The organism is Faecalibacterium sp. Marseille-Q0746, from assembly GCF_017377595.1.
Taxonomy (GTDB): domain Bacteria; phylum Bacillota; class Clostridia; order Oscillospirales; family Ruminococcaceae; genus Faecalibacterium; species Faecalibacterium duncaniae.
The window spans coordinates 66,700-86,708 of sequence record NZ_JAFREI010000008.1; the positions used below are offsets into that span (position 1 = coordinate 66,700).

Below are 20,009 nucleotides of genomic sequence, written 5' to 3' on the forward strand. Positions count from 1 at the left end.
TTGAAACTATAATTCAGTATACGGTATTTTTCGGCAGAAATCAACTGATTTTCGCAGATTTTTTAGCCCCCCCCCCCGAATATTTTTACGCATTCATACGTTATTTTTTGTATAAAACGCACTTTTACCGGGGGATCGGGTGCGCTTGATTTACGAAATTGCTTCCGGCAGCTGCATCCATTTGCCCTTCCAGGCGTAGAGCACCATCAGCACTGCACCCACAGCCCAGGACACCGGGTAGACCAGCAGCACACCCTCAATGCCTGCAAACAGGAGCAGGACAAACTGGATCCAGACGATGCGGAACAGGCACAGGGAGATCAGCAGCACCACCATGGGCGGCACGCTCTTGCCGGTGCCGCGCACCGTACCGGCAAGGCCCTGCAGGATGCCCAGCATCCAGTAGAAGGGGCAGAAATAGAGCATACAGATCTTGCCGTAGGCAATGACCGTTTCATCGCCGGTGAACAGGTGCATGATGGAATCCTGGAAGACGAGCAGCAGGATGCCGGTCACGATGGTGTAAACGATGCACATGCCCAGGGTGACAAAGGTGCCCTTTTTGACACGGTCGATTTTGCCCGCACCAAAGTTCTGGCCCACAAAGGTGGTGGCCGCCATGCTGAAGCTCAGCACAGGCAGAATGTTAAAGCCATCCACCTTCATATAGGCGGCAAAGCCTGCCATGGCAGCGGCACCATAGCCGTTGACGCTGACCTGCACCAGCACATTGGAAAGGGAGATGACCATATTCTGGATGCCGGTGGGCAGGCCCACCTTGATGATGCGGACCGCCATCTTTTTGTGCACGCGCACTTCCTTTGCCGTCACGCGGTAATCGTCCTCCACCCGCATCAGAAAGCGCAGGGAGAGTACACAGGACACCAGCTGGCTGATATCGGTGGCAATGGCCGCACCGGCCACGCCCATCTTGCATCCGGCAATCAGAACAAGGTCGAGGACGATGTTGGTGATGGAGGCAACGCCCAGGTAAAGCAGGCTCCGCTTGGAGTTGCCGGCGGCGTTCAGGATACCGGCCGCCATGTTATACACCACGCTGAACAGCACGCCGCCAAAATAGAGCCGCATATAGAGCACCGCATCCTCCAGCACCTCTGCGGGGGTGTTCATGGCGGTGAGCAGGGCACGGCTGACGGCAATGCCGCACACGGTCAGGATCGCACCCAGAATGGCCGAAAGGGCCAGCGAGGTGTGCACCGCAGTGTGCGCGCCCTCCCTGTCCTTGGCTCCCAGAAACTGGGACACCACGACACCGGCACCCACGGCAATACCCTGGCTGAACCCGATGAGCAGGAAGATGGGCGAACCGCTGGAGCCGACGGCTGCCAGCGCGTTGCTGCCCACAAAGTTGCCCACGATGATGGAATCGGCTGTGTTGTACAGCTGCTGCAGCATGTTGCCCAGGATCAGCGGCACCGAGAAGAGCAGAATGCTCTTCCAGATGCTGCCCTCTGTCATCAGCCGTGATTTTTTCTTTTCTTCTAAAATCGTCTGTGCCATAATGTTTCCTTTTTCACGCAAAGCTTCAACTCATATATCAATCGTCATACAGATAAACGATACCTTGTTTCTGCCAAAAAGTCAAGCAAAAGCGTAAAAAGGGACGTTTTCACCGGTTCCGCCCTATTTCCACCCTCTTGCCGCTGGGTCCAGCATCTCGGCGGCAGAGTAGACCAGGGCGTTGCAGACTGCGGCGGCCACGGTGCTTCCGCCTTTGCGGCCCATGGCCGCGATGGCAGGCACGCCGTGGGCTGCACAGGCGGCAAACAGCGCTTCCTTGCTTTCCACCACATTCACAAACCCCACCGGCACGGCGATGACCAGGGCAGGCCGCAGCCCGGCCTCGATCTCTTCCACAATGGTCAGCAGGGCGGTGGGAGCATTGCCCACCGCAAGGATGGCCCCGGGGTGCTCCTGCGCCGCACGGTGCATGGAGGCCACTGCCCGGGTGGTTCCGGTCTCGGCTGCGATCCGCGTCACCTCAGGGTCCGCCATGTAGCAGAGGGCACTGCCGCCCAGCCGGGCAAGGGCAGGCTTGGAAATGCCCGAAAGTGCCATGTTGGTATCGGTGATGATAGGGGTCCCGGCCCGCAGGGCGGCCACACCTGCCGCCACAGCCCCCGGCGTAAAGCGCAGATTTTTCGCATAGTCAAAGTCGGCGGTGGTGTGGATGACCCGCTTGACCACAGCGGCAGTCTCGGGCGGCGGGGTCAGGCCCAACACTTCCAGCTCTGCCGTGATGATGGAAAGGCTTGTCCGCTCAATGTCGGCGGGCAGATGATGTTGTGGGATCATTGTGCATTCCTCCGCGGGTTCTCCAACCCCATGGCCGCGTAAACGGCATCCAGATCCAGCGCGCCGCGCACGCCATCGGCCAGCAGGTCAAACTGCTGCTGGCGGTACTGCTCCATCGGGATGAGGGCGGCACTGTCCGGCGCAATGCCCTTGCGCTGGCAGAGCAGGGCCACCAGCTTCTCGGTGAGTTCACCGGTATCAAACAGGCCGTGCAGGTAGGTGCCGAACACATTGTCCTGCACGCAGCCCTCGGGTGTGCCGTCTGCCAGTGTGCAGAAGGGCACACCCTGCACCTCGGTGCGGCCGGTGTGGATCTGATATCCGGTCAGGGCCGCGCCCCCAAAGGGGGCGGCGGTCACGGCGGCAGTGTCCTGGGTGCGGTGCTTCTGGCCGGTAAAGACCGTGCGGGTGGGCAGCAGCCCCAGCCCCCGCACGGTCTGCGCCGTACCGCTCTCCGTGCCCTCAGGGTCGGCAAGCGTCTCACCCAGCATCTGATACCCGCCGCAGACCCCCAGCACCGGCGTGCCGCTGGCCGCCAGCTTCAATAGGGCTGCTTCCAGCCCGGACTGCCGCAGCCAGAGCAGGTCATCCACCGTGTTCTTGGTGCCGGGCAGGATGATGAGATCCGGTGTGCCCAGCTGGCGGGTATTCTGCACATACCGCACACCCAGCAGCGGGTGCTGCTCCAGCGGCATGAAATCGGTAAAGTTGGAGATGTGCGGCAGGCGGAGGATGGCCGCATCCAGCGGGTGGACCGTTCTGCCCGCATCCAGCCGGGTGGAAAGAGAATCCTCGTCCTCAATGTCCACCTTCAGGTAGGGCACGACTCCCAGCACCGGCAGCTGCGTTTTCTCTTCCAGCATAGCAAGGCCGGGGCGCAGGATCTCCACATCGCCGCGGAATTTATTGATAAGCAGCCCCTTGATGCGGGCGCGCTCCTCTGGCTCCAGCAGCGCCACCGTACCGTACAGCTGGGCGAACACACCGCCCCGGTCGATGTCTCCCGCCAGCAGAACGGGGGCATCCACCAGCCGGGCAAGGCCCATGTTGACGATATCGTCTGCCTTCAGGTTGATCTCCGCCGGGCTTCCGGCCCCCTCAATGACGATGATGTCCACGGTTTCGGCCAGACTGTCGTAGGCTGAGAGGATCTCCGGGATGAGCGCTCTTTTCATTTTGAAGTAGGCGGCGGCGGGCATCTGGCCCCGCACCTCACCGTTCACGATGACCTGACTGCCCACGTCACTGCTGGGCTTGAGCAGGATGGGGTTCATCCGCACATCCGGCTCGATGCCTGCGGCCTGCGCCTGCACCACCTGTGCCCGGCCCATTTCCAGCCCATCCCGGGTGACAAAGCTGTTCAGCGCCATGTTCTGGCTCTTGAAGGGAGCCACGCGGTAACCGTCCTGCGCAAAAATGCGGCAGAGGGCGGCGCACAGCAGGCTTTTGCCTGCACCGCTCATGGTTCCCTGCACCATGATGCACTTTGCCTTGCTCATTCCAGCACCTCCGCAAGAAGTTTCAAAAGCTGTTCGTTTTCAGGCCCGGTGCGCACGGCGGTGCGGTACCAGCCGGGGCCCAGCCCGGGGTAGTTCGCACAGCTGCGCAGCACAGCGCCCCTTTGCCGCAAGGCTTCTCCCAGCGTCTCCGGGGCCTGAAACAGCAGGTAATTTGCCCTGCCGTCCAGCACCCGCAGGCCCAGCGCCCGCAGCCCGGCCGTTAGGCGGGGCCGCTGTTCGGCAACGAGGGCCCGGACCTTTTCCACATACGCTGTCTCCTCCAGCGCGGCAAGGCCCGCCGCCTGCGCCAGACTGGACACGCCCCAGGGCTGGCCGCAGGCCTGCATCTGTTCCAGCAGCGCCGTGTCGGCACTCAGGGCATAGCCCAGCCGCACGCCCGCCATGCCGTAAAGCTTGGTGAAGGCTTTCAGGATGACCAGATCTCCCTCCCCCAGCAGGCCTTTTGCCGTGTGCAGGGCATGGTCGGGCAGGAAATCAAGGAAGCATTCGTCCACCACCAGCAGGGTGCCGCACGCCGCGCAGCGGTGGAGGATCTGTTCCACCAGCGGCAGGGCCGTCAGCTGGCCGGTGGGGTTGTTGGGCTGGCAGAGGAACACCATATCCACTCCCGGGCGGATGGCCGCACAGAACGCATCCGTGACCGCAAAGTCCTCCTGCTCCCGCAAAAAGAAGCGTTCCACCGTGCAGCCGACACTTTCCAAAGCAGTGGCATACTCCGCAAAGGTGGGAGCGGTGACCAGCGCCCGGCGAGGCTTTCTGGCCCAGACCAGCCGGAAGATGAGGTCTGCCGCCCCATTGCCGCAGAGGATCTGCTCCGCCGGCACGCCCTCATGGAGCGCCAGCTTTGCCCGCAGTTCCCGGCACAGGGGGTCGGGGTAGCGGTCGGCCGTGGGCAATGCCGCCGTGATGGCCCGGGTCACCCCTTCCGGCAGGCCCAGCGGGCTGACGTTGGCCGAAAAATCCAGCGCATCTCGCCCGAACTCGGCCCGGTAACCGGCCCAATCGCCGCCATGTACTAGTTGCATGTTCGTTCTCCTTTTCCTGGATGGTTCTGGATCCCAGTCCTTGGCTCCCCCCTTTGGGGGAGCTGTCATGCAAGGCATGACTGAGAGGGTGAGGTCGTTACAAAATAGCCCGGATTGCCACGCCCCACGCCAGTGCAAAAGCGCTTGCCACGTACATCATCTGGTTGGCACGCAGGATATCCTCCGGTTCAATGGGACGCAGCGGATCACCGATGGTGGGCTTGGCGTAGTATTCGCCAAAGTAATAGGCGGGCCCGGCCAGCTGCACCCCCAGCGCACCGGCGCAGGCGCTCTCGGTCTGGGCGCTGTTGGGGCTGGCGTGGTTCCGGCGGTCCCGCCGCCAGATCTTCCACGCCCCTTTTGCGTCATTGTGCGTAAAGGCCGCGGCAGCCACCCACAGCAGGGCGGCAAGGCGGCTGGGAAGGTAATTTGCCGCATCGTCCAGCTTGGCCGGGATGCGGCCAAAGTAGAGGTATTTTTCGTTTTTGTAGCCCAGCATACTGTCCATCGTGTTGATGGCCTTGTAGGTCAGGGCCAGCGGTGCTCCGCCGATGAGCATATAGAGCAGGGGCGCGATCACGCCGTCGCTGGCGTTTTCGGCCACCGTCTCCACAGCAGCCCTGGTCACCCCCTCCAGCGTCAGATCCTGGGTGTCCCGCCCCACGATGCGGCTGACCGCCCTGCGGGCGGCAGGCAGGTCGGGCTTGACCAGTTCCCGGTAAACATTGGTGCTCTCCTGCGCCAGCCCCTTTGCGGCCAGTGCCTGCCCGCACCAGAACATCTGGACGGCCAGCCCCAGCCACGGGCTGATGCGGGCAGCCCCCAGGCAGACAAGGCTCGTCAGCAGAAAGGTGCCCACCGGCAGGCAGAACGCCACAATGGCACCGCCCAGCAGTTCCCCCTGAGGCGTTTTGGGCAGACGGGCCCGCAGGCGCTTTTCCAGCGCCGAGATGGCCTTGCCCATGTACACCACCGGGTGGGGCAGCCAAGCCGGGTCGCCAAAGAGACAGTCCAGCACAAAACCGCCGAGCACTGCGTATTCGATCATCGGGCATCCTCCTTTGTGTACTGCACAGTCTTCAGCAGGTGCAGCACCCGCTGCTCCGCCCAATCTCCTGCATCCAGAACGTAACCGCCCGCGTTGGGGGCGCACCAGTGGTAATAATCCGCATGGGGCAGGGCGTAGCGCTCCATGGCAGCCATCTGGGTGCCACCGTGGGCCAGAATGACCAGTGTCTCTTCCCCATCGGCAAGGGCCTTGTCCACCAGTGCGGCAAAGGCCCTGCACACCCGCTCCGAAAAAACAGCCTTGGTCTCGCCGTCCGGGCAGGGGCTTTCGCAGTTGGCGTTCACCCAGGCCAGATAATCCGGGTCGTGCTCCATCTCAATGAAATTGCGGCCCTCAAAGCTGCCGAAGCACATCTCCTGCAGGTCTTTCACCTCCACGAGCCTTGCACCCGGGAAGAGCACCTCCGCGGTCTGCCGGGTGCGGCAGAGCGGGGTGATATAGACCGTTTCCGGCCGGAGGTCAGCCTGCCGCAGCTGGGCGCGGCCTGCGGGGCACAGGGGGATATCCCGCTGGCCCTGATAGCGCTTTTCGGCGTTGTAGGCCGTCAGGCCATGGCGCAGAAGATAGATCAGCATGGGGGCAGTTCTCCTTTCAATACTGTAGGGATGCCGCAGAACATCTGCACCACGCACCCGGCCCGGGCCGCCAGCAGGCAGGCCAGCCGCCCGGCGGCTTCCCGTGCGGCCCGCTCCCCTGCGTCCATGGGCACCACGCCGCCGCCCACCTCGGTGGCCATCACGATATCATAAGCGGAGAGCTCCTCCGCAAGCTTTTCCAGATCCTCAGCCTCTGCGGCCAGGGCCTGCACCTCCGCAATGCGGGTGCCGGGCAGGCGCTGGGCAAAGGTGCGCTTGCCGCTGTACAGCGGCCCGGTGATAAAGATCATAACAGTCCTCCCCACTGGCAGGCACACAGCGCCGCCAGCATCCACAGCTCGGCTTTTTGCAAAAACCACCCGGCCAGATCGCCGGTGATGCCGCCAAACTGCTTGTTTGAAACAACATGATAGCGTGCAAACACCAGCAACGCCGCCAGCACCAGCGCCCAGCCGCCCAGTGCCAGCAGGGCGGCGCTGAGCAGAGCGGCCAGCACCATCAGCACCCGGCGGACAGTAGTTCGATCCGCCGCCGTGGCAAAGGTGTGGGCAAGGCCGGTGTTCTTTGCCATCGGGAACGATGCCACGGCCAGGCCCGAAAGGGCCCGTTCCAGCACAAGGGCCAGTATCCAGCAAAGGCCCACCCGGGGCGTAAAGTCCACGCAGGCGCAAAGGGCAAGGTAGGCCGCAAAATAACTGCACAGCCGGATCACCGCAAAGGCACCGCAGTGGGGGTCTTTGAGGATCTCCAGCTTCTTTTCCCGGTCGCCATAGCTGGAAAGGGCATCACAGGTGTCGGCATAGCCATCCAGGTGGATGCCGCCCGTGACCCAGACCGGGATCAGGCAGAACCCCGCCGCTTTTGCGGGCATCGGCAGGGGCAGAGCGCCGCACAGGCACCACAGCCCGCCAATGACCACCCCGATGAGCGGGAAGGCACACATGGCATACCGCATGTTTTTCTGGTTCCACGCGAACTGCGGCACCGGCAGGGCCGAAAACATGGCAAAGGCCACTGCAATGGTCTGCAATCCAATCATTTTTCCACTCCTTTATAATAGACCGGGATGCCGCACACCACCCGCACCACATGGTCAGCCCGGGCGGCAAGGGCATTGTTCACCTGCGCCAGCGCTTTCAGGTAGCGCCCGGTGTCGCCTGCATAGTCGGCACCGCCGCTGAATACCTCGTTGGAGACCACGATGAGGTGCGCGCATTGTCCGGCCAATTGGTCCAGTCCTTCCAAAATGGCCGAAGCGGCATTTTCTCCCGCCCCGGCGGGGTCGTAGAGCTCGTTGGCGGTCAGGTTGCCCAGATCCTCCAACAGCGCAGTTCCCCGGGCAGGCAGATGGATGTTCTCCAGCTGCAGGGGGCACTCCACGGTCTCAAACTGCTTTGCTGCCCGCATCCTCCGGTGCTTTTCCACCCGGGCGGCACACTCGGCATCCCACACCTGCATGGTGGCGATGTAATAGCGTGGGAGCGCGGTTTTCAGCACCAGGCTCTCGGCATACCCGCTCTTGCCGCTGGCGGCACCGCCCAATACCAGCGTCAGCATTGGGGGGTGTACGGCGTGATACCGCCCTCCGTGAAGGAATAGCAATCGCAGTAAACGGCCAGCGCCATATCCCACAGCGGGATGCTTGCCACCGCTCCGGTGCCCTCGCCGAGATGGAGCCCGGCGGTGAGCAGGGGCGCTTTGCCCAGCGCTTCCAGCACCAGCCTTGCTGCCGGTTCGGTGGAGCAGTGGCTGGCAAACACGGCCTTTTCCGCGGCGGGGCAGAGCCGCACCGCGCACAGCGCCGCCACCCCGCTGATGAAGCCATCCATCAGCACGGGCAGGCCTTCCAGCGCGCCGCCCAGAAAAACACCGCACAGCCCGGCGATGTCGAACCCGCCCAGCTTGGAGAGCACGTCCAGCGGGTCGGCGGCATCGGGCTGATTCCGCGCAATGCCCCGCCGGATGGCATCCAGCTTGCGGGCAAGCCCTGCGTCGGAAAGGCCCGCACCACGGCCTGTCATCCGCTCCACGGGCTGACCCAGCAGAACCGCAGCCACGGCGCTGGAGGTGGTGGTGTTGCCAATGCCCATCTCCCCCGTGGCCAGCAGCTGCACCCCTGCCGCCTTCTGCGCCCGGACAAGCCCGATGCCCGCCGCAATGGCATCCACCGCCTGCTGGCGGGTCATGGCAGGGCCGGTGGTGAAATCCGCCGTCCCGGCGGCAATGCGGCAGTTCTGCACCCCGGGCACCGGCTCCCCGGCCATGCCAAGGTCCACAGGCACCACTTCGCAGCGGGCCGTTTTTGCCATCTGGCAGACACTGGTGCGCCGGGCGGCAAGGTTCTCGGCCACGGCCCGGGTCACGCTCTGGTCTGTCTGGCTCACGCCCTGCGCCACCACGCCGTTGTCGGCGCAGAGCACCAGCACGGCCCGGCGGGAAAACGCCAGCTCTGCCGTGCCGGTCAGGGCGGCGGCATCCTCCAGCATGGTCTCCAGCCTGCCCAGCCCGCCCAGCGGCTTGGCCAGGCTGGCCCAGTGAGTGTGGGCGGCGGTGCGGGCGGTCTCGTCCGGCCGGGTGATCCTGGAAAGAAGCTGTTTCAGTTCAAGCTCTGTCATTGGTCCTGTTCCTCTTGATGATAGTGTGCGGCGGCATCCACGAACCGCCGGGGCAGGGCCGTGCCCGCCCAATACAAATGCGGGAAGCCCGCATAGAAATGCTCGTTTGCAAAGCCGCAGTCCCATTGCTTCCCGTTTGGCTTTGCGGCGGTAAAGCCGGTGCCGTTGTCTGTGGAATCCCAGTGGTGGAACTCGTGCACCGGCAGATGCTCCCCGGCGCGGAACAGCATACTGTCGGCGTGGGCAGTCAATGTTGCGTATCCGAACCGCACCAGCCGCCCCACCCGGAAGCCCTGCCCCGGCAGGACACCTGCCATGGGCCAGCGTTCCCCGTTGGCATCCTCCAGGCTCTGGCCCAGATAGAGAAAGCCCCCGCACTCGGCCACCGTGGGCAGACCGCGCTCCACAGCCCGGCGCACAGAGGCCAGCATGGAGCGGTTCGCACTCAACTGCCCGGCATACAGCTCCGGGTAGCCGCCGGGCAGATAGAGCCCGCCGATCTGCTCCGGCAGGGCGGGGTCCTGCAGGGGGCTGAACCAGCAGAGCTCCGCCCCCGCCCGCTCCAGTGCTTCCAGCGTTTCGGCGTAGGTGAAGCAAAACGCCGCATCCCTTGCAACGGCAATGGGAACGCGGGGGCGCTGTTCCTCTCCTCCTTGGGGCGGCAGCTCTCCCGCAGGGGGGAACCTGTCGGTGTACGCCAAAGGCGCTGCGCCTTCGGTCAGGGCAAAAAGCTTCTCCCAATCCACCACCAGCGCATCGGCCATCCGGCTGATCTTCTGCTGTAAGTCCGCGATCTCCCCGGCAGTTTTCAGGCCTAAGTGGCGGCTCTCAAGGGCGGCATCCGGCAGGTGGGGCAGATAGCCCAGCACCGGCAGGCCGGTCTCCCGTTCCAGCATGGGAGCCAGCAGAGCATACAGATGGGGGGCACAGTCATTGAGCAGGATGCCCGCCAGATGGCTGGGGGTGCGGAACTGTTTCAGCCCGTTGATCTGGGCCGCCAGTGTCAGGCTGGCCCCTCTGGGCTGGACCACCAGAAGCACCGGCAGGCCCAGCGTATCGGCCAGATGCCAGGCACTGGCGGTATCACTCACGCCGCCCAGTCCATCGTAAAAGCCCATGGCACCCTCGCACACAGCTGCCCCGTGCCCGGCGGTGGCCTGCGCATAGAGCGCGCGCACCGTCTCCGGCGCAGAGAAAAACAGGTCGAGGTTGTGGCTCTCCACCCCCAGCACGGCCCGGTGAAACATGGGGTCGATATAGTCCGGCCCGCTCTTGAAGGAGCAGGGGTCCTGCCCCCGCCGCTTGAGCGCCGCCAGCAGGGCGCAGGTCAGTGTGGTTTTGCCGCTGCCGGAACAGGGCGCGGCCACAAGAAATTGGATCATTTGCGTTCTCCTGTGATAAGGAAGATGGGGTTATTGGCCATCAGCAGGTGGAGCCTGCCCGCAGGCCGGGTGCGGCTGACCGCGATCTGCGTTACCTCCGCAGCAAGGCCGTGGGCAGTCAGTGCGGCCACGGCGGCGCTCAGCGTTTCCAGCGCAATGGCAGAGATGCAGATGCGGGCGTTCGGATTCCGGGCAAGCACCGTGTCCACCACAGCCTCCATGCCCCCCTTGGTCCCGCCGATGAACACGGCATCCGGGGCGGGCAGGTCAGCCAGCGCGGCGGGTGCGCGGCCCTCCACCAGTGTCAGGTTGCAGGCGTGGAATGTTTCCCGGTTCTGCCGGATGAGCCCGCAGGCCTCCGGGTCACACTCCACGGCATACACATGCCCCCGGGGTGCAGCCAGTGCCAGCTCCACGCTCACGCTGCCGGTGCCCGCCCCCACATCCCACAGAGTATCGGCAGGCTGCACGGCCAGCTTGGCCAGCGCCGCCGCCCGCACCTCCTGCTTGGTCATGGGCACCTCTCCCCTGTGGAAGGCTTCATCCGGGAAGCCGGGCACCCGCCGGGGCGGCTGAGGAAGATGCTCCACAAGCAGAACGCTCAGGCTTGCAAACTGCTTTTGCGCAAACTCCTGCGCCGTGCCGAACAGGATCTTTTCCTCTGCCCGGCCCAGCTCTTCGCCCACCAGCACATGGGCATCGCCCAGCCCGGCAGCAGCCAATCGGCCGCAGAGGGAGGCAGGCGTTTCTGCCCCGCCGGTCAGGAAAAACACAGGCTTTCCCCCAGCCGTCAGGCACTCGGCCACCGGGTCGCAGGCACAGCCGTGGGCCGAGACCAGCTTCCACTCCTGCCAGGAGCGGCCCACCGCAGCGGCCAGCAGCTGAACGCTGGAAAGCCCCGGCAGCACCCGGCAGGAGATGCCAAAGGCCCGCAGCATCGGCAGCAGCTGGGCCGCACCGGAGTAAAACCCGGTGTCGCCGCTGTACACAAGGGCAGCATCCACCTCCGGGTCAGCCGCCAGCGCGGCAAGGACATCCTCAGGCTGATACAGGGCCTTCCGATGTTCCGTACAGCCCTGCGGCAGCTGTTCCAGCAGGCGCTTTGCCCCCAGGATCAGTCCGGCGTTCTGCAGAGCGGCAAGGCCCTGCGCGGTCAGGCTTTCCGGCGTGCCCGACCCCATCCCGATGAGTGTGATCATTGCAGCATCTCCTTACAATGTGTCAGGATCTGTTCCGCCGTTTCGCCCTGCTCGGCCGGGCGGCGGATGACGATGAGCTGTGCCCCGGTGTCCTGCGCTGCCCGGGCTTTTTCTTCAAAGCCGCCCGCCGCACCGCCATCTTTGGTAACGAGGAAGCGGATGGCAAACTGCTCTATCAGCGCCCGGTTCAGCGCATAGGAGAACGGCCCCTGCATGGCGATGATGTTCTTATGGGGGATATCTGCCCCCTCGCAGGCGGCAATGCCCTCCCGGGTGGGCAGGACACGGGGAAAAAGCCGTGCCGGTTCCAGCACAGCAAAGGCAGAAAGCTCCTTGGCCCCGGTGGCAAGCAGGACATTTCCCTGCGTCCGGGCCAGAAATCCCGCCGCATGGGCCGCAGAGGCAAACACCATGCTCCCGGCGGGCAGCGGGCTTTCGGGCCGGAGCAGGCGGCGGTACTCCGTGCCTGCTGTTTTGCAGGCTGCCCGGATGTTCCGGGTGGCCTCCACGGCATAGGGATGGGTCGCATCCACGCAAAGGTCAGCCCCCTGCAGCAGGGCGGTCATCTCCTCCGGGGTCAGCCGCCCGCAGTGGACGGTGATGCCGGACCTTTCGCCCTGTTCCTCGGCCCCCAGCGGGGTGGCCACGCTGACCAGTACCTCGGCCCCCAGTGCGGCCAACTGCTTCGAAAACACACGGCCCTCGGTGGTGCCGCTGAATATTACGGCCCTCATGCGCGGTACCCCCGCGGCGTGACCATCCGCCCGCTCAGCTGGCGGGTCTGGGCGTTGCCGACAAATACGGTGGTGAACATATCCACCGGGGTGGTTTCCAGCGCAGCCAGCGTCAGAACGCGGCTTTCCTGCCCCTCCCGGCCAATGTTCCGCACGATGCCGCAGACCGTTCCGGGTGCTTTGCCGTTTGCCAGCAGGATGCGCACCGCCCGCGCCAGATAGTCCGGCCGTCCCTTGGAGGAGGGGTTGTACAGCGCGATGCAGAAATCCCCCATGGCTGCCGCCGCCAGCCGCCGCTCAATGACCTCCCACGGCGTGAGCCGGTCAGAGAGGGAGAGCACACAGAAATCGTGGGCCAGCGGGGCACCCAGCACCGCACCGCCGCTCAGGGCGGCGGTCAGGCCGGGCACCACCTCCACCGTCACGTCCGGGAAGTGCTCGGCCAGCTCCAGCAGAGGGCTTGCCATGCCGTAGACCCCGGCATCTCCCGAGCAGACCAGCGCCACCGCCCTGCCGCTCCGGGCCGTTTCCAGCGCCCAGCGGCAGCGGTCGATCTCCTTGGTCATGCCGGTGGAATAATAGAGCTTGTCCGGGAAGTAGGGGCGCACCAGATCCAGATAGACCGTATAGCCGCACAGCACCTCGGCTTGCGTTAAGGCGCTCTGCGCCTGTGCGGTCAGAAACCGGGGATCCCCGGGCCCAAGCCCGACAACAAAAACAACATTAGGCATCCTGCCACCTCCAATCCGGGGCAAAGGGACGAAGCGCCAGCGCAAAGGTCACGCCGTAGCCCGCCTGTTTGGGAAGAATGATCGTGCCGCCTGCCGCCAGCACCGCCGCCCGCTCGCAGACATTGTCCACACCGGTCACGCTCCGGACAAAGGCCGAAGGTGTGAACTGCCCGGGGGCGTTCTGCAGCTGTGCGGCAGAATAAAACTGCACCGGCCAGCCGTGGATTCTGCAAAATTCCAGCAGGCCCGGCTCATGGGCTTTCAGGTCGATGCTGGCTGCCGCCGTGATGCACACTGCTGCAAGGCCGTGGGCCGCGCAGAACTGTGCAAAGGCCGCTTCCAGCTGTGCGGCGCTGGTCTCCCGCCTGCACCCGATGCCCAGCACACCGATCTTCGGGATCAGGTGCAGCGCATCGCCCGCCGGGAAAAGGGTCAGGGCAAAGTCGGCGCGCTCTGCCTCCCCCGCCGGGATCACCCCGGCAGGGGCCTGCCCGGCAATGGGGAATTCCGAGCGGTACCGCACCGGCCCGCCCGCCAGCAGTCTGCTGCTGACGCGCTTGATGCGCCCCGGCTCCAGCACGGCGCAGTTCTGGTGCCTGGCCCACGCATCTACGGCAAACACCCCGTTGGCATCGGTGGCCGTGGTAATGACCGGCACCGCACCGCAGACCGCCGCCAGCGCCCGAGCCAGATCGTTGGCCCCGCCCAGATGGCCCGAAAGGATCGGCACCGCAAAATGGCCGCACTCGTCCAGCACCACCACGGCAGGGTCCACCGCCTTGTTCCGGCAGTGGGGCGCAATGGCCCGCACCGCTATGCCCACAGCCCCCACAAAGATCAGGGCATCCGCATGGGCGAACTGCTCTGCGGTCCAGTCGGCAAGGCCGGGCCCGCCATGGCCGCAGCGGGCCACAGTGCCGGGCAGGTCACTGGCCAGCTTTTGGGCCAGCGCCAGCCCTTTTTCCGTAAAGGCAAGATAGGCGCGGGTCACTGGTCTGCCCCCTTGCGGAACTCCGTCGTAAAGGTTGGGTCGTAGAGCTTGCTCCGCTCATACCGGGTGCCCAGAAAATCCCCCACCACGATGAGCGCCGTCTTGGTGATGCCGTTGGCGCGGGTGCTCCCGGCCAGCGTGCCCACGGTGCAGCGCACCACCTTCTGCTCCGGCCAGCTGGCCTTGTAGACCACGGCGGCAGGAGTCTCCGGCGTGTAGGCTCCGCCTGCCAGCAGGGCCTGCTGCACCTTGTCGATGAGGCCGACGGAGAGGAAGATCACCATGGTTGCCCCATGGGCGGCAAGGCTGGCCAGCTTCTCCTTTTCCGGCACCGGGGTGCGCCCCTCCATCCGGGTAATGATCACGGTCTGGCTGATGGTGGGCAGAGTGTACTCGGCGTTCAGCGCCGCCGCCGCCCCGCAAAAGCTGGACACGCCGGGGGTATCATCGTAGGGGATGCCATCCGCATCCAGTGCATCCATCTGCTCCCGGATGGCCCCATACAGGCAGGGGTCGCCGGTGTGGAGCCGCACGGTGGTCCCGCCTGCGGCTTCCACCCGGTGCATCACGTCCAGCACCTGTTCCAGCGTCATCTCGGCGCTGTTGTAAACGGCGCACTCCGGCTTCGCCAGCCCCAGCAGAGCCGGGTTGACCAGACTGCCCGCATAAATGATGCAGTCGGCTTCCTGCAGCAGGGCCGCCCCCCGCCGGGTGATGAGGTCAGGTGCGCCGGGGCCTGCGCCTACAAAATGTACCATCTCAATGCTCCTTCCATTCGTTCAGCAGTTGTGCGGCAGTGTCGGTGGCTCCCAGCGGGCCGTGCTGGTTGGAAAACAGCACCGCCCCCACCCGGAACGCCCCGCAGGCCCGCCGGTCAAGGTGGAGCTGGACTGCCCGCAGCAGGCTTTCCAGCACCGGAGCCCGCAGGCCGGCGCTGTCCAGGAGTTCCAGACAGGCATCGGTGGTGGCAGCGTCCATCAGGGCGGCGCAGACTTCCCGGGAAGCGCCGCAGAGCGCCGCATGGGTGCAGAACAGCTCGGTGCGGCAGTCGGCAGTGTGGGAATGGGTGTTCATAATACCGCCCGCCACCTTGACCAGCTTGCCCACATGGCCCACCAGAAGCACCTCTTCAAAGCGGGCCGCAGCAGCCATATCCAGCGTATCACCGATAAAGTTCGAGGTTTTCACCACCGGAACAGCGTGAAACTCCGGGTAACTTTCGTGCAGATAGTCCAGCCCGTAATTGCCGGGGGCCAGGATGAGCCGCCTGGGGCTGCCCGCCCGGAGAGCGGCCTGATTCATTTCCAGCTGGATGGTGTCCAGGATCGCCTGCTGGCTCATAGGCTCCACAATGCCGCTGGTTCCCAGCACCGAAAGCCCGCCCTCGACCCCGATGTGGGGGTTGAAGGTGCGCTTTGCCACCTCTTCCCCGCCCTCGATGGAGATGGTCACGGCAAAGCCGCCGGTGTAGCAGGCGCTCTCGGCTTCCCTTTGCAGGGCCTCGGCGATCATCTGCCGGGGCACATGGTTGATGGCAGCTTCCCCCACCGGCTGGTCCAGCCCGGCCTTGGTCACCCGGCCCACGCCCTTGCCGCCGGAGATGCGGATCTCGGTGGTATCGGGCAGCAATTCTACGGCGGCGATCACGGGCAGGCCGGTGGTCACATCCACATCATCCCCGCCGTCCTTCTCAATGGCGCATTCGGCACCGGCTCCGGCGGGGCGGCAGTACAGCGGTGCCACCTCCACCACGATGCCCTTCGGCGTGCGCAGGGCAACACTCTCCGGGGCATGGCCGGTGAGCAGGAGCCGCGCGGCCCCCGCCGCACCCAGCGCCGCGCAGGTGCCGGTGGTGTACCCGCAGCGGAGCAGCTTCTGCCCACTGCGGACGTAATGTTCAAACTTTGGCCCGGCAGGCTTTTCCGGGCCGAACACGGCCTCGTACTGCTCCTTGGTCAGGCTGTACAGCGCCCGGATGTTCTCCGGGGCAAAGGCCTCCTTCGGGGTCAGCACCCCCGAAACGCTGTGCGGGAACACGCAGACCACCGCATCCGCGATCTTCTGCGCCATGTCCAGCTCGTGCAGGCTGACGATCACGGCCAGCCCCTGCTCATGGGCCAGTTTCTGCAGGATGGTCAGCAGCTCGATCTTTCCCTTGACATCCAGAAAAGAGGTCGGCTCGTCCAGCAGCAGAACTCCGGGCTGCTGGCAGATGGCACGGGCCAGCAGAACGCGCTGGCGCTGGCCGTCGCTGATGCAGTTGAAATCCCGGCCCGCCAGAGGGGAAGCCCCCACCAGTTCCAGCGCGTCCCGCACGGCCTGCCGGTCGGTATCGGACAGGATGCCCAGCCGCCCGGTATAGGGGATGCGTCCGGCGGCGGCAAACTCAAAGCAGGAAGTCAGCTCGGTGCGGCGGGTATGGGGCAGCATCAGGGCCAGCTTCCGGGCCCGGGCCGGGCCGGTGTAATCGGTTAGGCTGCGGCCATCCAGCAGGACAGCCCCGCCCAGGGGGGCCAGCTGGCCCGCCAGCGTTTTGAGCAGGGTGGATTTGCCCGCGCCGTTTGGCCCGATGAGGGCCAGGATCTGCCCCGGCACCGCCCCCAGCGTGATGCCGGAAGCAAGGGGCGCGCTGCCATAGCCGATGGCCAGCTCTTTCGTTTCACAGAGGTATTTCATCGCACACCCTCCTGACCCCGGCGCACCAGCAGCCAGATGACCACCGGTGCACCAAACACTGCCGTTACGGCGCTGATCGAAAGCTCGGTGGGGGCAAACATACTGCGGGCGATGAGGTCGCACAGCAGGCAGAAAGCCGCCCCGCCCAGGCAGCACCCGGGCAGCACCACCAGCGGCCTTGCGCTGCCGAACAGCTGCTTGACCAGATGGGGCACCGCAATGCCCACAAAGGAGATGGGCCCCGCAAAGGCCGTGACACAGGCGGCCAGCAGGCTGGAAAGCAGCACCAGCAGCCGGGAAAAGGCTTTGACATTGATGCCCACGCTCCGGGCGTAGGCCTCTCCCATCTGGTAGGCGGCCATGGGCTTGGAAAGGCAGAACGCTGCCGCCAGAGCGGGCAGCACCACCAGCGCCGCCGCCCGCACATTGCCCCAGGTCATGCCGGAAAAGCTGCCCTGAGACCAGTTGTGGAGGTTGACGATGTTGCTGTCCTGGGCAAAGGCCACCACAAACTCCGTGACGGCCGAGCAGATGTAGCCGATCATCACACCGCAGATAACAAGGATGCTCATCCGCTGCACCCGCCGGGAGACCGCCAGCACAAAGGCCATGGAGGCCATGGCCCCCGCAAAGGCGGCTGTGATCAGGGTAAGGGAGCTGGTGAGCAGGCCATGGTTCAGAAAAGCCACCATGACCAGTGCCACGGCCAGCTTGGCCCCGCTGGAGATGCCCATGACAAAGGGCCCTGCAATGGGGTTGGCAAAAAAGGTCTGCAGCAGGTAGCCCGCCGCCGAGAGCGCCGCCCCCAGCAGCACCACCATCACGGCCCGGGGCAGGCGCAGCTGGGTGATGATGCCCACGCTCAAAGCGTCCCGCCCGCAGCCGGTCAGGGCCGCCAGCACTGCCCCCGGTGTCAGGGACACACTGCCCCAGAACAGGTTGGCGGCAAACAGCACCGCCAGCAGCAGGGCAAGGATGCCGTAAGAAAGGATCAGGCGCTTTTTGCTGGTCATAGGTTACTCTACTTTCCTCAGAAATTGCAGGTCGGCGGGGTCGTTCTCCGTAAAGACACGGTGCAGGTCGAGCACAAAATCGACCAGCGCCGTACTCTGCTGGAAAAAGCTCTGGGTGGTGCACCAGACACTGCCGCTCTGCACGGCCTTGAACTCGGCCAGCAGGGGGCATTTTGCCACCAGTTCCTCCGTGGTGTGCACCACGCCCTCAATGGTGCTGTTGTAAAGGAGCACATCCGCATCCTTTGCACCGGCGTAAAAATCCTCCAGCGGCAGGTTCATGGTGGAAAGGTTGTTGCCGTTGTCGGTCAGGTCCGCAAAAACATAATCACCGCCCGCCATCTCGATCATCTGGGCCACATAATCGCCGCCCTTGCGCACATTGGCAAGGTTGTTGGCTGTGATGGAGAAAAAGGCACAGCGCTTGCCGGTGGGAGCCTGCCCGGCCAGCGGTGCAAGGCGCTCCACCTGCCGGGCGAACTCCTGTTCTGCCAGCTCCTCTTTCCCCAGCAGGATGCCCCAGAACTTGAGCCATTCCAGCCGGGCCAGCGGGCCGCTCTCATAGCTGGAGCGCTCCACCAGCACCGGGATGCCGAACCGTTCCAGCTGCTCCTTGACCTCCGGGGTGTGGTAGATCATGGTGTTCTCGATGGCAAGGCCGCAGTTGGCCGCAAGGATCTTTTCGTAGTCCGGGGCGCTGTACTTGCCCGCATAGGCAATGCGCCCGGCCTCCATGGCGGCTCTGGCCTCATCCAGATACCAGCCCTCCGCCCGGGTGCCGGAAAGGGTCACACTGTCCAGCCCATCCAGCGCGAGGAACAGGTCCATCACCGAGGTGGAGACAAGGTAGATGTTCCGGACGGGCTGACGCAGCACCGTCACGCTCTCGGGCAGGCCTTCCACCGCAGCGGCATCCTCCGGGGTCACAAGGAACTGCTCCCCCGATTCGGTCAGGGTCAGCATGGTATAGCCGCCCTCATAGCAGTCTGCAGTAAACTGTGTGGCGTAATCCAGCGGGCAGGCATGGTCAAAGACCAGTTCTTCTGTGCTGGCGGGCGCTGTCTCGGAGGCAGCGCAACCCGACAGGGCCAGTACTGTAGCAGGCAGAACGCGCAGGAATTGTTGTCGGGTGATCTTCATAGGGAATAACCTCTCCGTCGCCTTCGGCGACAGCTCCCCTCGTAGGGGAGCCAAGTTTGCGCTATTGCTCTCTTGCCTCTCCTATTAGGAGAGGTGGCATCGCACGGCGATGCCGGAGAGGTTCAGTTCAGCGCAAAGGTCAGCGTATACTCGATCTCATGGGGGGTGCTCATGGCTACGGTATCGGCAGTGACAGCCAGCGGGGTGCCCAGTGCAGAAACGGGGATTTCAAAGGTGGAGTTGCCCTCGGTGTTGGTGGGCAGATACTTCTCGCCGTCCACGATCATGTAATCATAATTGGGGCTGCTCCACAGGATGACAGCGGTCATTTTGCCGTCCGCCACGGTCAGGGCGGCAGGGCTTTCCACGGTGGCACGGCCAGAGCCGCCCTCCAGGGTCACATTGACGCTGTATTCACCGTCCGCAGGGGTCTCGGCAGCTTCCTCAGCCTTGGGCTGTGCATTGCGGATGCTCACGGTGTGGTCATACCACTTGCCCTTGGTCCCGAGGAGTGCCAGCTGGAAGTCCTGGTCCACAGCGGCCACGGGGATATCATAGCCGTAGACCTCCTCCGAGGTGCCATCAGAGTAAGTGACGGTGTCGGTGGTAGGCAGCAGCCAGTCTGCCTTGTTGGCCTCGGCATCGGCGGCCATGCCAACGTACAGGTTGACGATCTTCTTGGAGGCCAGACTGACGTGGAAGGTCATCTGCCCGTTCTCCACGGTCAGGGTGCCCATGCCATTGCAGGCTTCGTTGGCGTGGAACATGCCGCTGTCGGTGTCGAACTCAGCCGTGTACACGCCGTCCGGCAGGGCAGCTTCGGTGCTTTCGGAAGCGGCGGCAGCGCTCACGGCAGAAGCGGCTTCCGAGCTGACAGCAGAGGAAGCAGCGGAAGAAGCCCCGCCGCAGCCGGTGAGGACGGCGGCCAGCATCAGGGAAGCAACGGACAGGGAAACAAACTGTTTGCAGTGCATAAACAAAATACCTCAAAAATTCAGAATT

20 protein-coding genes are annotated in these 20,009 nt (G+C 64.6%); all 20 read right to left on the reverse strand.

Going from position 1 to position 20,009, the window contains the following annotated elements; all coding sequences use genetic code 11:
- Positions 1-150: 150 nt before the first annotated feature.
- The gene (locus tag J3351_RS06360) at positions 151-1,521 is read right to left on the reverse strand and encodes an MATE family efflux transporter (RefSeq protein ID WP_207697351.1); all 1,371 of its coding nucleotides are present in this window, start codon (positions 1,519-1,521) and stop codon (positions 151-153) included.
- Between the two features lie 123 nt (positions 1,522-1,644).
- Positions 1,645-2,316: a precorrin-8X methylmutase gene (locus J3351_RS06365; RefSeq protein ID WP_207697352.1), complete on the reverse strand. Its 672-nt coding sequence runs from the start codon at positions 2,314-2,316 to the stop codon at positions 1,645-1,647.
- Complete coding sequence (locus J3351_RS06370; RefSeq protein WP_207697353.1) at positions 2,313-3,815, reverse strand: cobyric acid synthase; 1,503 nt, start codon at positions 3,813-3,815, stop codon at positions 2,313-2,315. Before J3351_RS06370 ends, J3351_RS06365 begins: the two co-directional genes overlap by 4 nt.
- Positions 3,812-4,861, reverse strand: coding sequence for a histidinol-phosphate transaminase (locus J3351_RS06375; protein WP_207697354.1), 1,050 nt, complete (start codon positions 4,859-4,861; stop codon positions 3,812-3,814). Before J3351_RS06375 ends, J3351_RS06370 begins: the two co-directional genes overlap by 4 nt.
- A 97-nt stretch (positions 4,862-4,958) precedes the next feature.
- Positions 4,959-5,909 carry an adenosylcobinamide-phosphate synthase CbiB gene (cbiB, locus tag J3351_RS06380; protein WP_156182470.1) on the reverse strand — a complete coding sequence of 317 codons (951 nt, stop codon included), beginning with the start codon at positions 5,907-5,909 and terminating at the stop codon, positions 4,959-4,961.
- The gene (locus J3351_RS06385) at positions 5,906-6,505 is read right to left on the reverse strand and encodes a histidine phosphatase family protein (RefSeq protein WP_117505890.1); all 600 of its coding nucleotides are present in this window, start codon (positions 6,503-6,505) and stop codon (positions 5,906-5,908) included. Before J3351_RS06385 ends, cbiB begins: the two co-directional genes overlap by 4 nt.
- Positions 6,499-6,816 (reverse strand): bifunctional adenosylcobinamide kinase/adenosylcobinamide-phosphate guanylyltransferase, encoded by a 318-nt coding sequence (locus J3351_RS06390; RefSeq protein ID WP_005934987.1) that lies wholly within the window; start codon positions 6,814-6,816, stop codon positions 6,499-6,501. Before J3351_RS06390 ends, J3351_RS06385 begins: the two co-directional genes overlap by 7 nt.
- Positions 6,813-7,565, reverse strand: a complete 753-nt coding sequence (locus tag J3351_RS06395; protein WP_207697355.1) for an adenosylcobinamide-GDP ribazoletransferase — start codon at positions 7,563-7,565, stop codon at positions 6,813-6,815. Before J3351_RS06395 ends, J3351_RS06390 begins: the two co-directional genes overlap by 4 nt.
- Positions 7,562-8,083 (reverse strand): bifunctional adenosylcobinamide kinase/adenosylcobinamide-phosphate guanylyltransferase, encoded by a 522-nt coding sequence (locus J3351_RS06400; protein WP_207697356.1) that lies wholly within the window; start codon positions 8,081-8,083, stop codon positions 7,562-7,564. The genes J3351_RS06395 and J3351_RS06400 overlap by 4 nt, the downstream gene beginning before the upstream one ends.
- Positions 8,077-9,141: a nicotinate-nucleotide--dimethylbenzimidazole phosphoribosyltransferase gene (gene cobT, locus J3351_RS06405; protein WP_207697357.1), complete on the reverse strand. Its 1,065-nt coding sequence runs from the start codon at positions 9,139-9,141 to the stop codon at positions 8,077-8,079. The genes J3351_RS06400 and cobT overlap by 7 nt, the downstream gene beginning before the upstream one ends.
- Positions 9,138-10,523, reverse strand: coding sequence for a cobyrinate a,c-diamide synthase (locus J3351_RS06410; RefSeq protein WP_207697358.1), 1,386 nt, complete (start codon positions 10,521-10,523; stop codon positions 9,138-9,140). The genes cobT and J3351_RS06410 overlap by 4 nt, the downstream gene beginning before the upstream one ends.
- Positions 10,520-11,722 carry a precorrin-6y C5,15-methyltransferase (decarboxylating) subunit CbiE gene (gene cbiE, locus J3351_RS06415; RefSeq protein WP_207684195.1) on the reverse strand — a complete coding sequence of 401 codons (1,203 nt, stop codon included), beginning with the start codon at positions 11,720-11,722 and terminating at the stop codon, positions 10,520-10,522. The genes J3351_RS06410 and cbiE overlap by 4 nt, the downstream gene beginning before the upstream one ends.
- Entirely contained in the window at positions 11,719-12,456 is a 738-nt protein-coding gene (gene cobK, locus J3351_RS06420) for a precorrin-6A reductase (RefSeq protein ID WP_207697359.1), read from the reverse strand. Before cobK ends, cbiE begins: the two co-directional genes overlap by 4 nt.
- Positions 12,453-13,187 (reverse strand): precorrin-3B C(17)-methyltransferase, encoded by a 735-nt coding sequence (gene cobJ, locus J3351_RS06425; protein WP_005935001.1) that lies wholly within the window; start codon positions 13,185-13,187, stop codon positions 12,453-12,455. Before cobJ ends, cobK begins: the two co-directional genes overlap by 4 nt.
- Complete coding sequence (locus tag J3351_RS06430) at positions 13,180-14,178, reverse strand: cobalamin biosynthesis protein (RefSeq protein WP_207697360.1); 999 nt, start codon at positions 14,176-14,178, stop codon at positions 13,180-13,182. Before J3351_RS06430 ends, cobJ begins: the two co-directional genes overlap by 8 nt.
- Positions 14,175-14,936 (reverse strand): precorrin-4 C(11)-methyltransferase, encoded by a 762-nt coding sequence (cobM, locus tag J3351_RS06435; protein WP_207697361.1) that lies wholly within the window; start codon positions 14,934-14,936, stop codon positions 14,175-14,177. Before cobM ends, J3351_RS06430 begins: the two co-directional genes overlap by 4 nt.
- A 1-nt stretch (position 14,937) precedes the next feature.
- Positions 14,938-16,854 carry a cobalt-precorrin-5B (C(1))-methyltransferase CbiD gene (cbiD, locus tag J3351_RS06440; RefSeq protein WP_207697362.1) on the reverse strand — a complete coding sequence of 639 codons (1,917 nt, stop codon included), beginning with the start codon at positions 16,852-16,854 and terminating at the stop codon, positions 14,938-14,940.
- Complete coding sequence (locus tag J3351_RS06445) at positions 16,851-17,867, reverse strand: iron ABC transporter permease (protein WP_207697363.1); 1,017 nt, start codon at positions 17,865-17,867, stop codon at positions 16,851-16,853. The genes cbiD and J3351_RS06445 overlap by 4 nt, the downstream gene beginning before the upstream one ends.
- A gap of 3 nt (positions 17,868-17,870) precedes the next feature.
- Entirely contained in the window at positions 17,871-19,007 is a 1,137-nt protein-coding gene (locus J3351_RS06450; RefSeq protein WP_207697364.1) for an ABC transporter substrate-binding protein, read from the reverse strand.
- A gap of 122 nt (positions 19,008-19,129) precedes the next feature.
- On the reverse strand, positions 19,130-19,981 hold the full coding sequence (locus J3351_RS06455) for an iron transporter (protein ID WP_207697365.1): 852 nt from the start codon (positions 19,979-19,981) through the stop codon (positions 19,130-19,132).
- Positions 19,982-20,009 lie beyond the last annotated feature (28 nt).

Coding starts and splice junctions, on each gene's coding strand:
- cobM (WP_207697361.1), bottom strand. CDS start 14,936: ATGGTACATTTTGTAGGCGCAGGCCCCGGCGCACCTGACCTCATCACC.
- cobK (WP_207697359.1), bottom strand. CDS start 12,456: ATGAGGGCCGTAATATTCAGCGGCACCACCGAGGGCCGTGTGTTTTCG.
- J3351_RS06370 (WP_207697353.1), bottom strand. CDS start 3,815: ATGAGCAAGGCAAAGTGCATCATGGTGCAGGGAACCATGAGCGGTGCA.
- J3351_RS06445 (WP_207697363.1), bottom strand. CDS start 17,867: ATGACCAGCAAAAAGCGCCTGATCCTTTCTTACGGCATCCTTGCCCTG.
- cbiE (WP_207684195.1), bottom strand. CDS start 11,722: ATGATCACACTCATCGGGATGGGGTCGGGCACGCCGGAAAGCCTGACC.
- J3351_RS06410 (WP_207697358.1), bottom strand. CDS start 10,523: ATGATCCAATTTCTTGTGGCCGCGCCCTGTTCCGGCAGCGGCAAAACC.
- J3351_RS06390 (WP_005934987.1), bottom strand. CDS start 6,816: ATGATCTTTATCACCGGGCCGCTGTACAGCGGCAAGCGCACCTTTGCC.
- cbiD (WP_207697362.1), bottom strand. CDS start 16,854: ATGAAATACCTCTGTGAAACGAAAGAGCTGGCCATCGGCTATGGCAGC.
- J3351_RS06365 (WP_207697352.1), bottom strand. CDS start 2,316: ATGATCCCACAACATCATCTGCCCGCCGACATTGAGCGGACAAGCCTT.
- J3351_RS06385 (WP_117505890.1), bottom strand. CDS start 6,505: ATGCTGATCTATCTTCTGCGCCATGGCCTGACGGCCTACAACGCCGAA.
- J3351_RS06450 (WP_207697364.1), bottom strand. CDS start 19,007: ATGAAGATCACCCGACAACAATTCCTGCGCGTTCTGCCTGCTACAGTA.
- J3351_RS06400 (WP_207697356.1), bottom strand. CDS start 8,083: ATGCTGACGCTGGTATTGGGCGGTGCCGCCAGCGGCAAGAGCGGGTAT.
- J3351_RS06360 (WP_207697351.1), bottom strand. CDS start 1,521: ATGGCACAGACGATTTTAGAAGAAAAGAAAAAATCACGGCTGATGACA.
- cobJ (WP_005935001.1), bottom strand. CDS start 13,187: ATGCCTAATGTTGTTTTTGTTGTCGGGCTTGGGCCCGGGGATCCCCGG.
- cobT (WP_207697357.1), bottom strand. CDS start 9,141: ATGACAGAGCTTGAACTGAAACAGCTTCTTTCCAGGATCACCCGGCCG.
- J3351_RS06395 (WP_207697355.1), bottom strand. CDS start 7,565: ATGATTGGATTGCAGACCATTGCAGTGGCCTTTGCCATGTTTTCGGCC.
- J3351_RS06375 (WP_207697354.1), bottom strand. CDS start 4,861: ATGCAACTAGTACATGGCGGCGATTGGGCCGGTTACCGGGCCGAGTTC.
- cbiB (WP_156182470.1), bottom strand. CDS start 5,909: ATGATCGAATACGCAGTGCTCGGCGGTTTTGTGCTGGACTGTCTCTTT.
- J3351_RS06455 (WP_207697365.1), bottom strand. CDS start 19,981: ATGCACTGCAAACAGTTTGTTTCCCTGTCCGTTGCTTCCCTGATGCTG.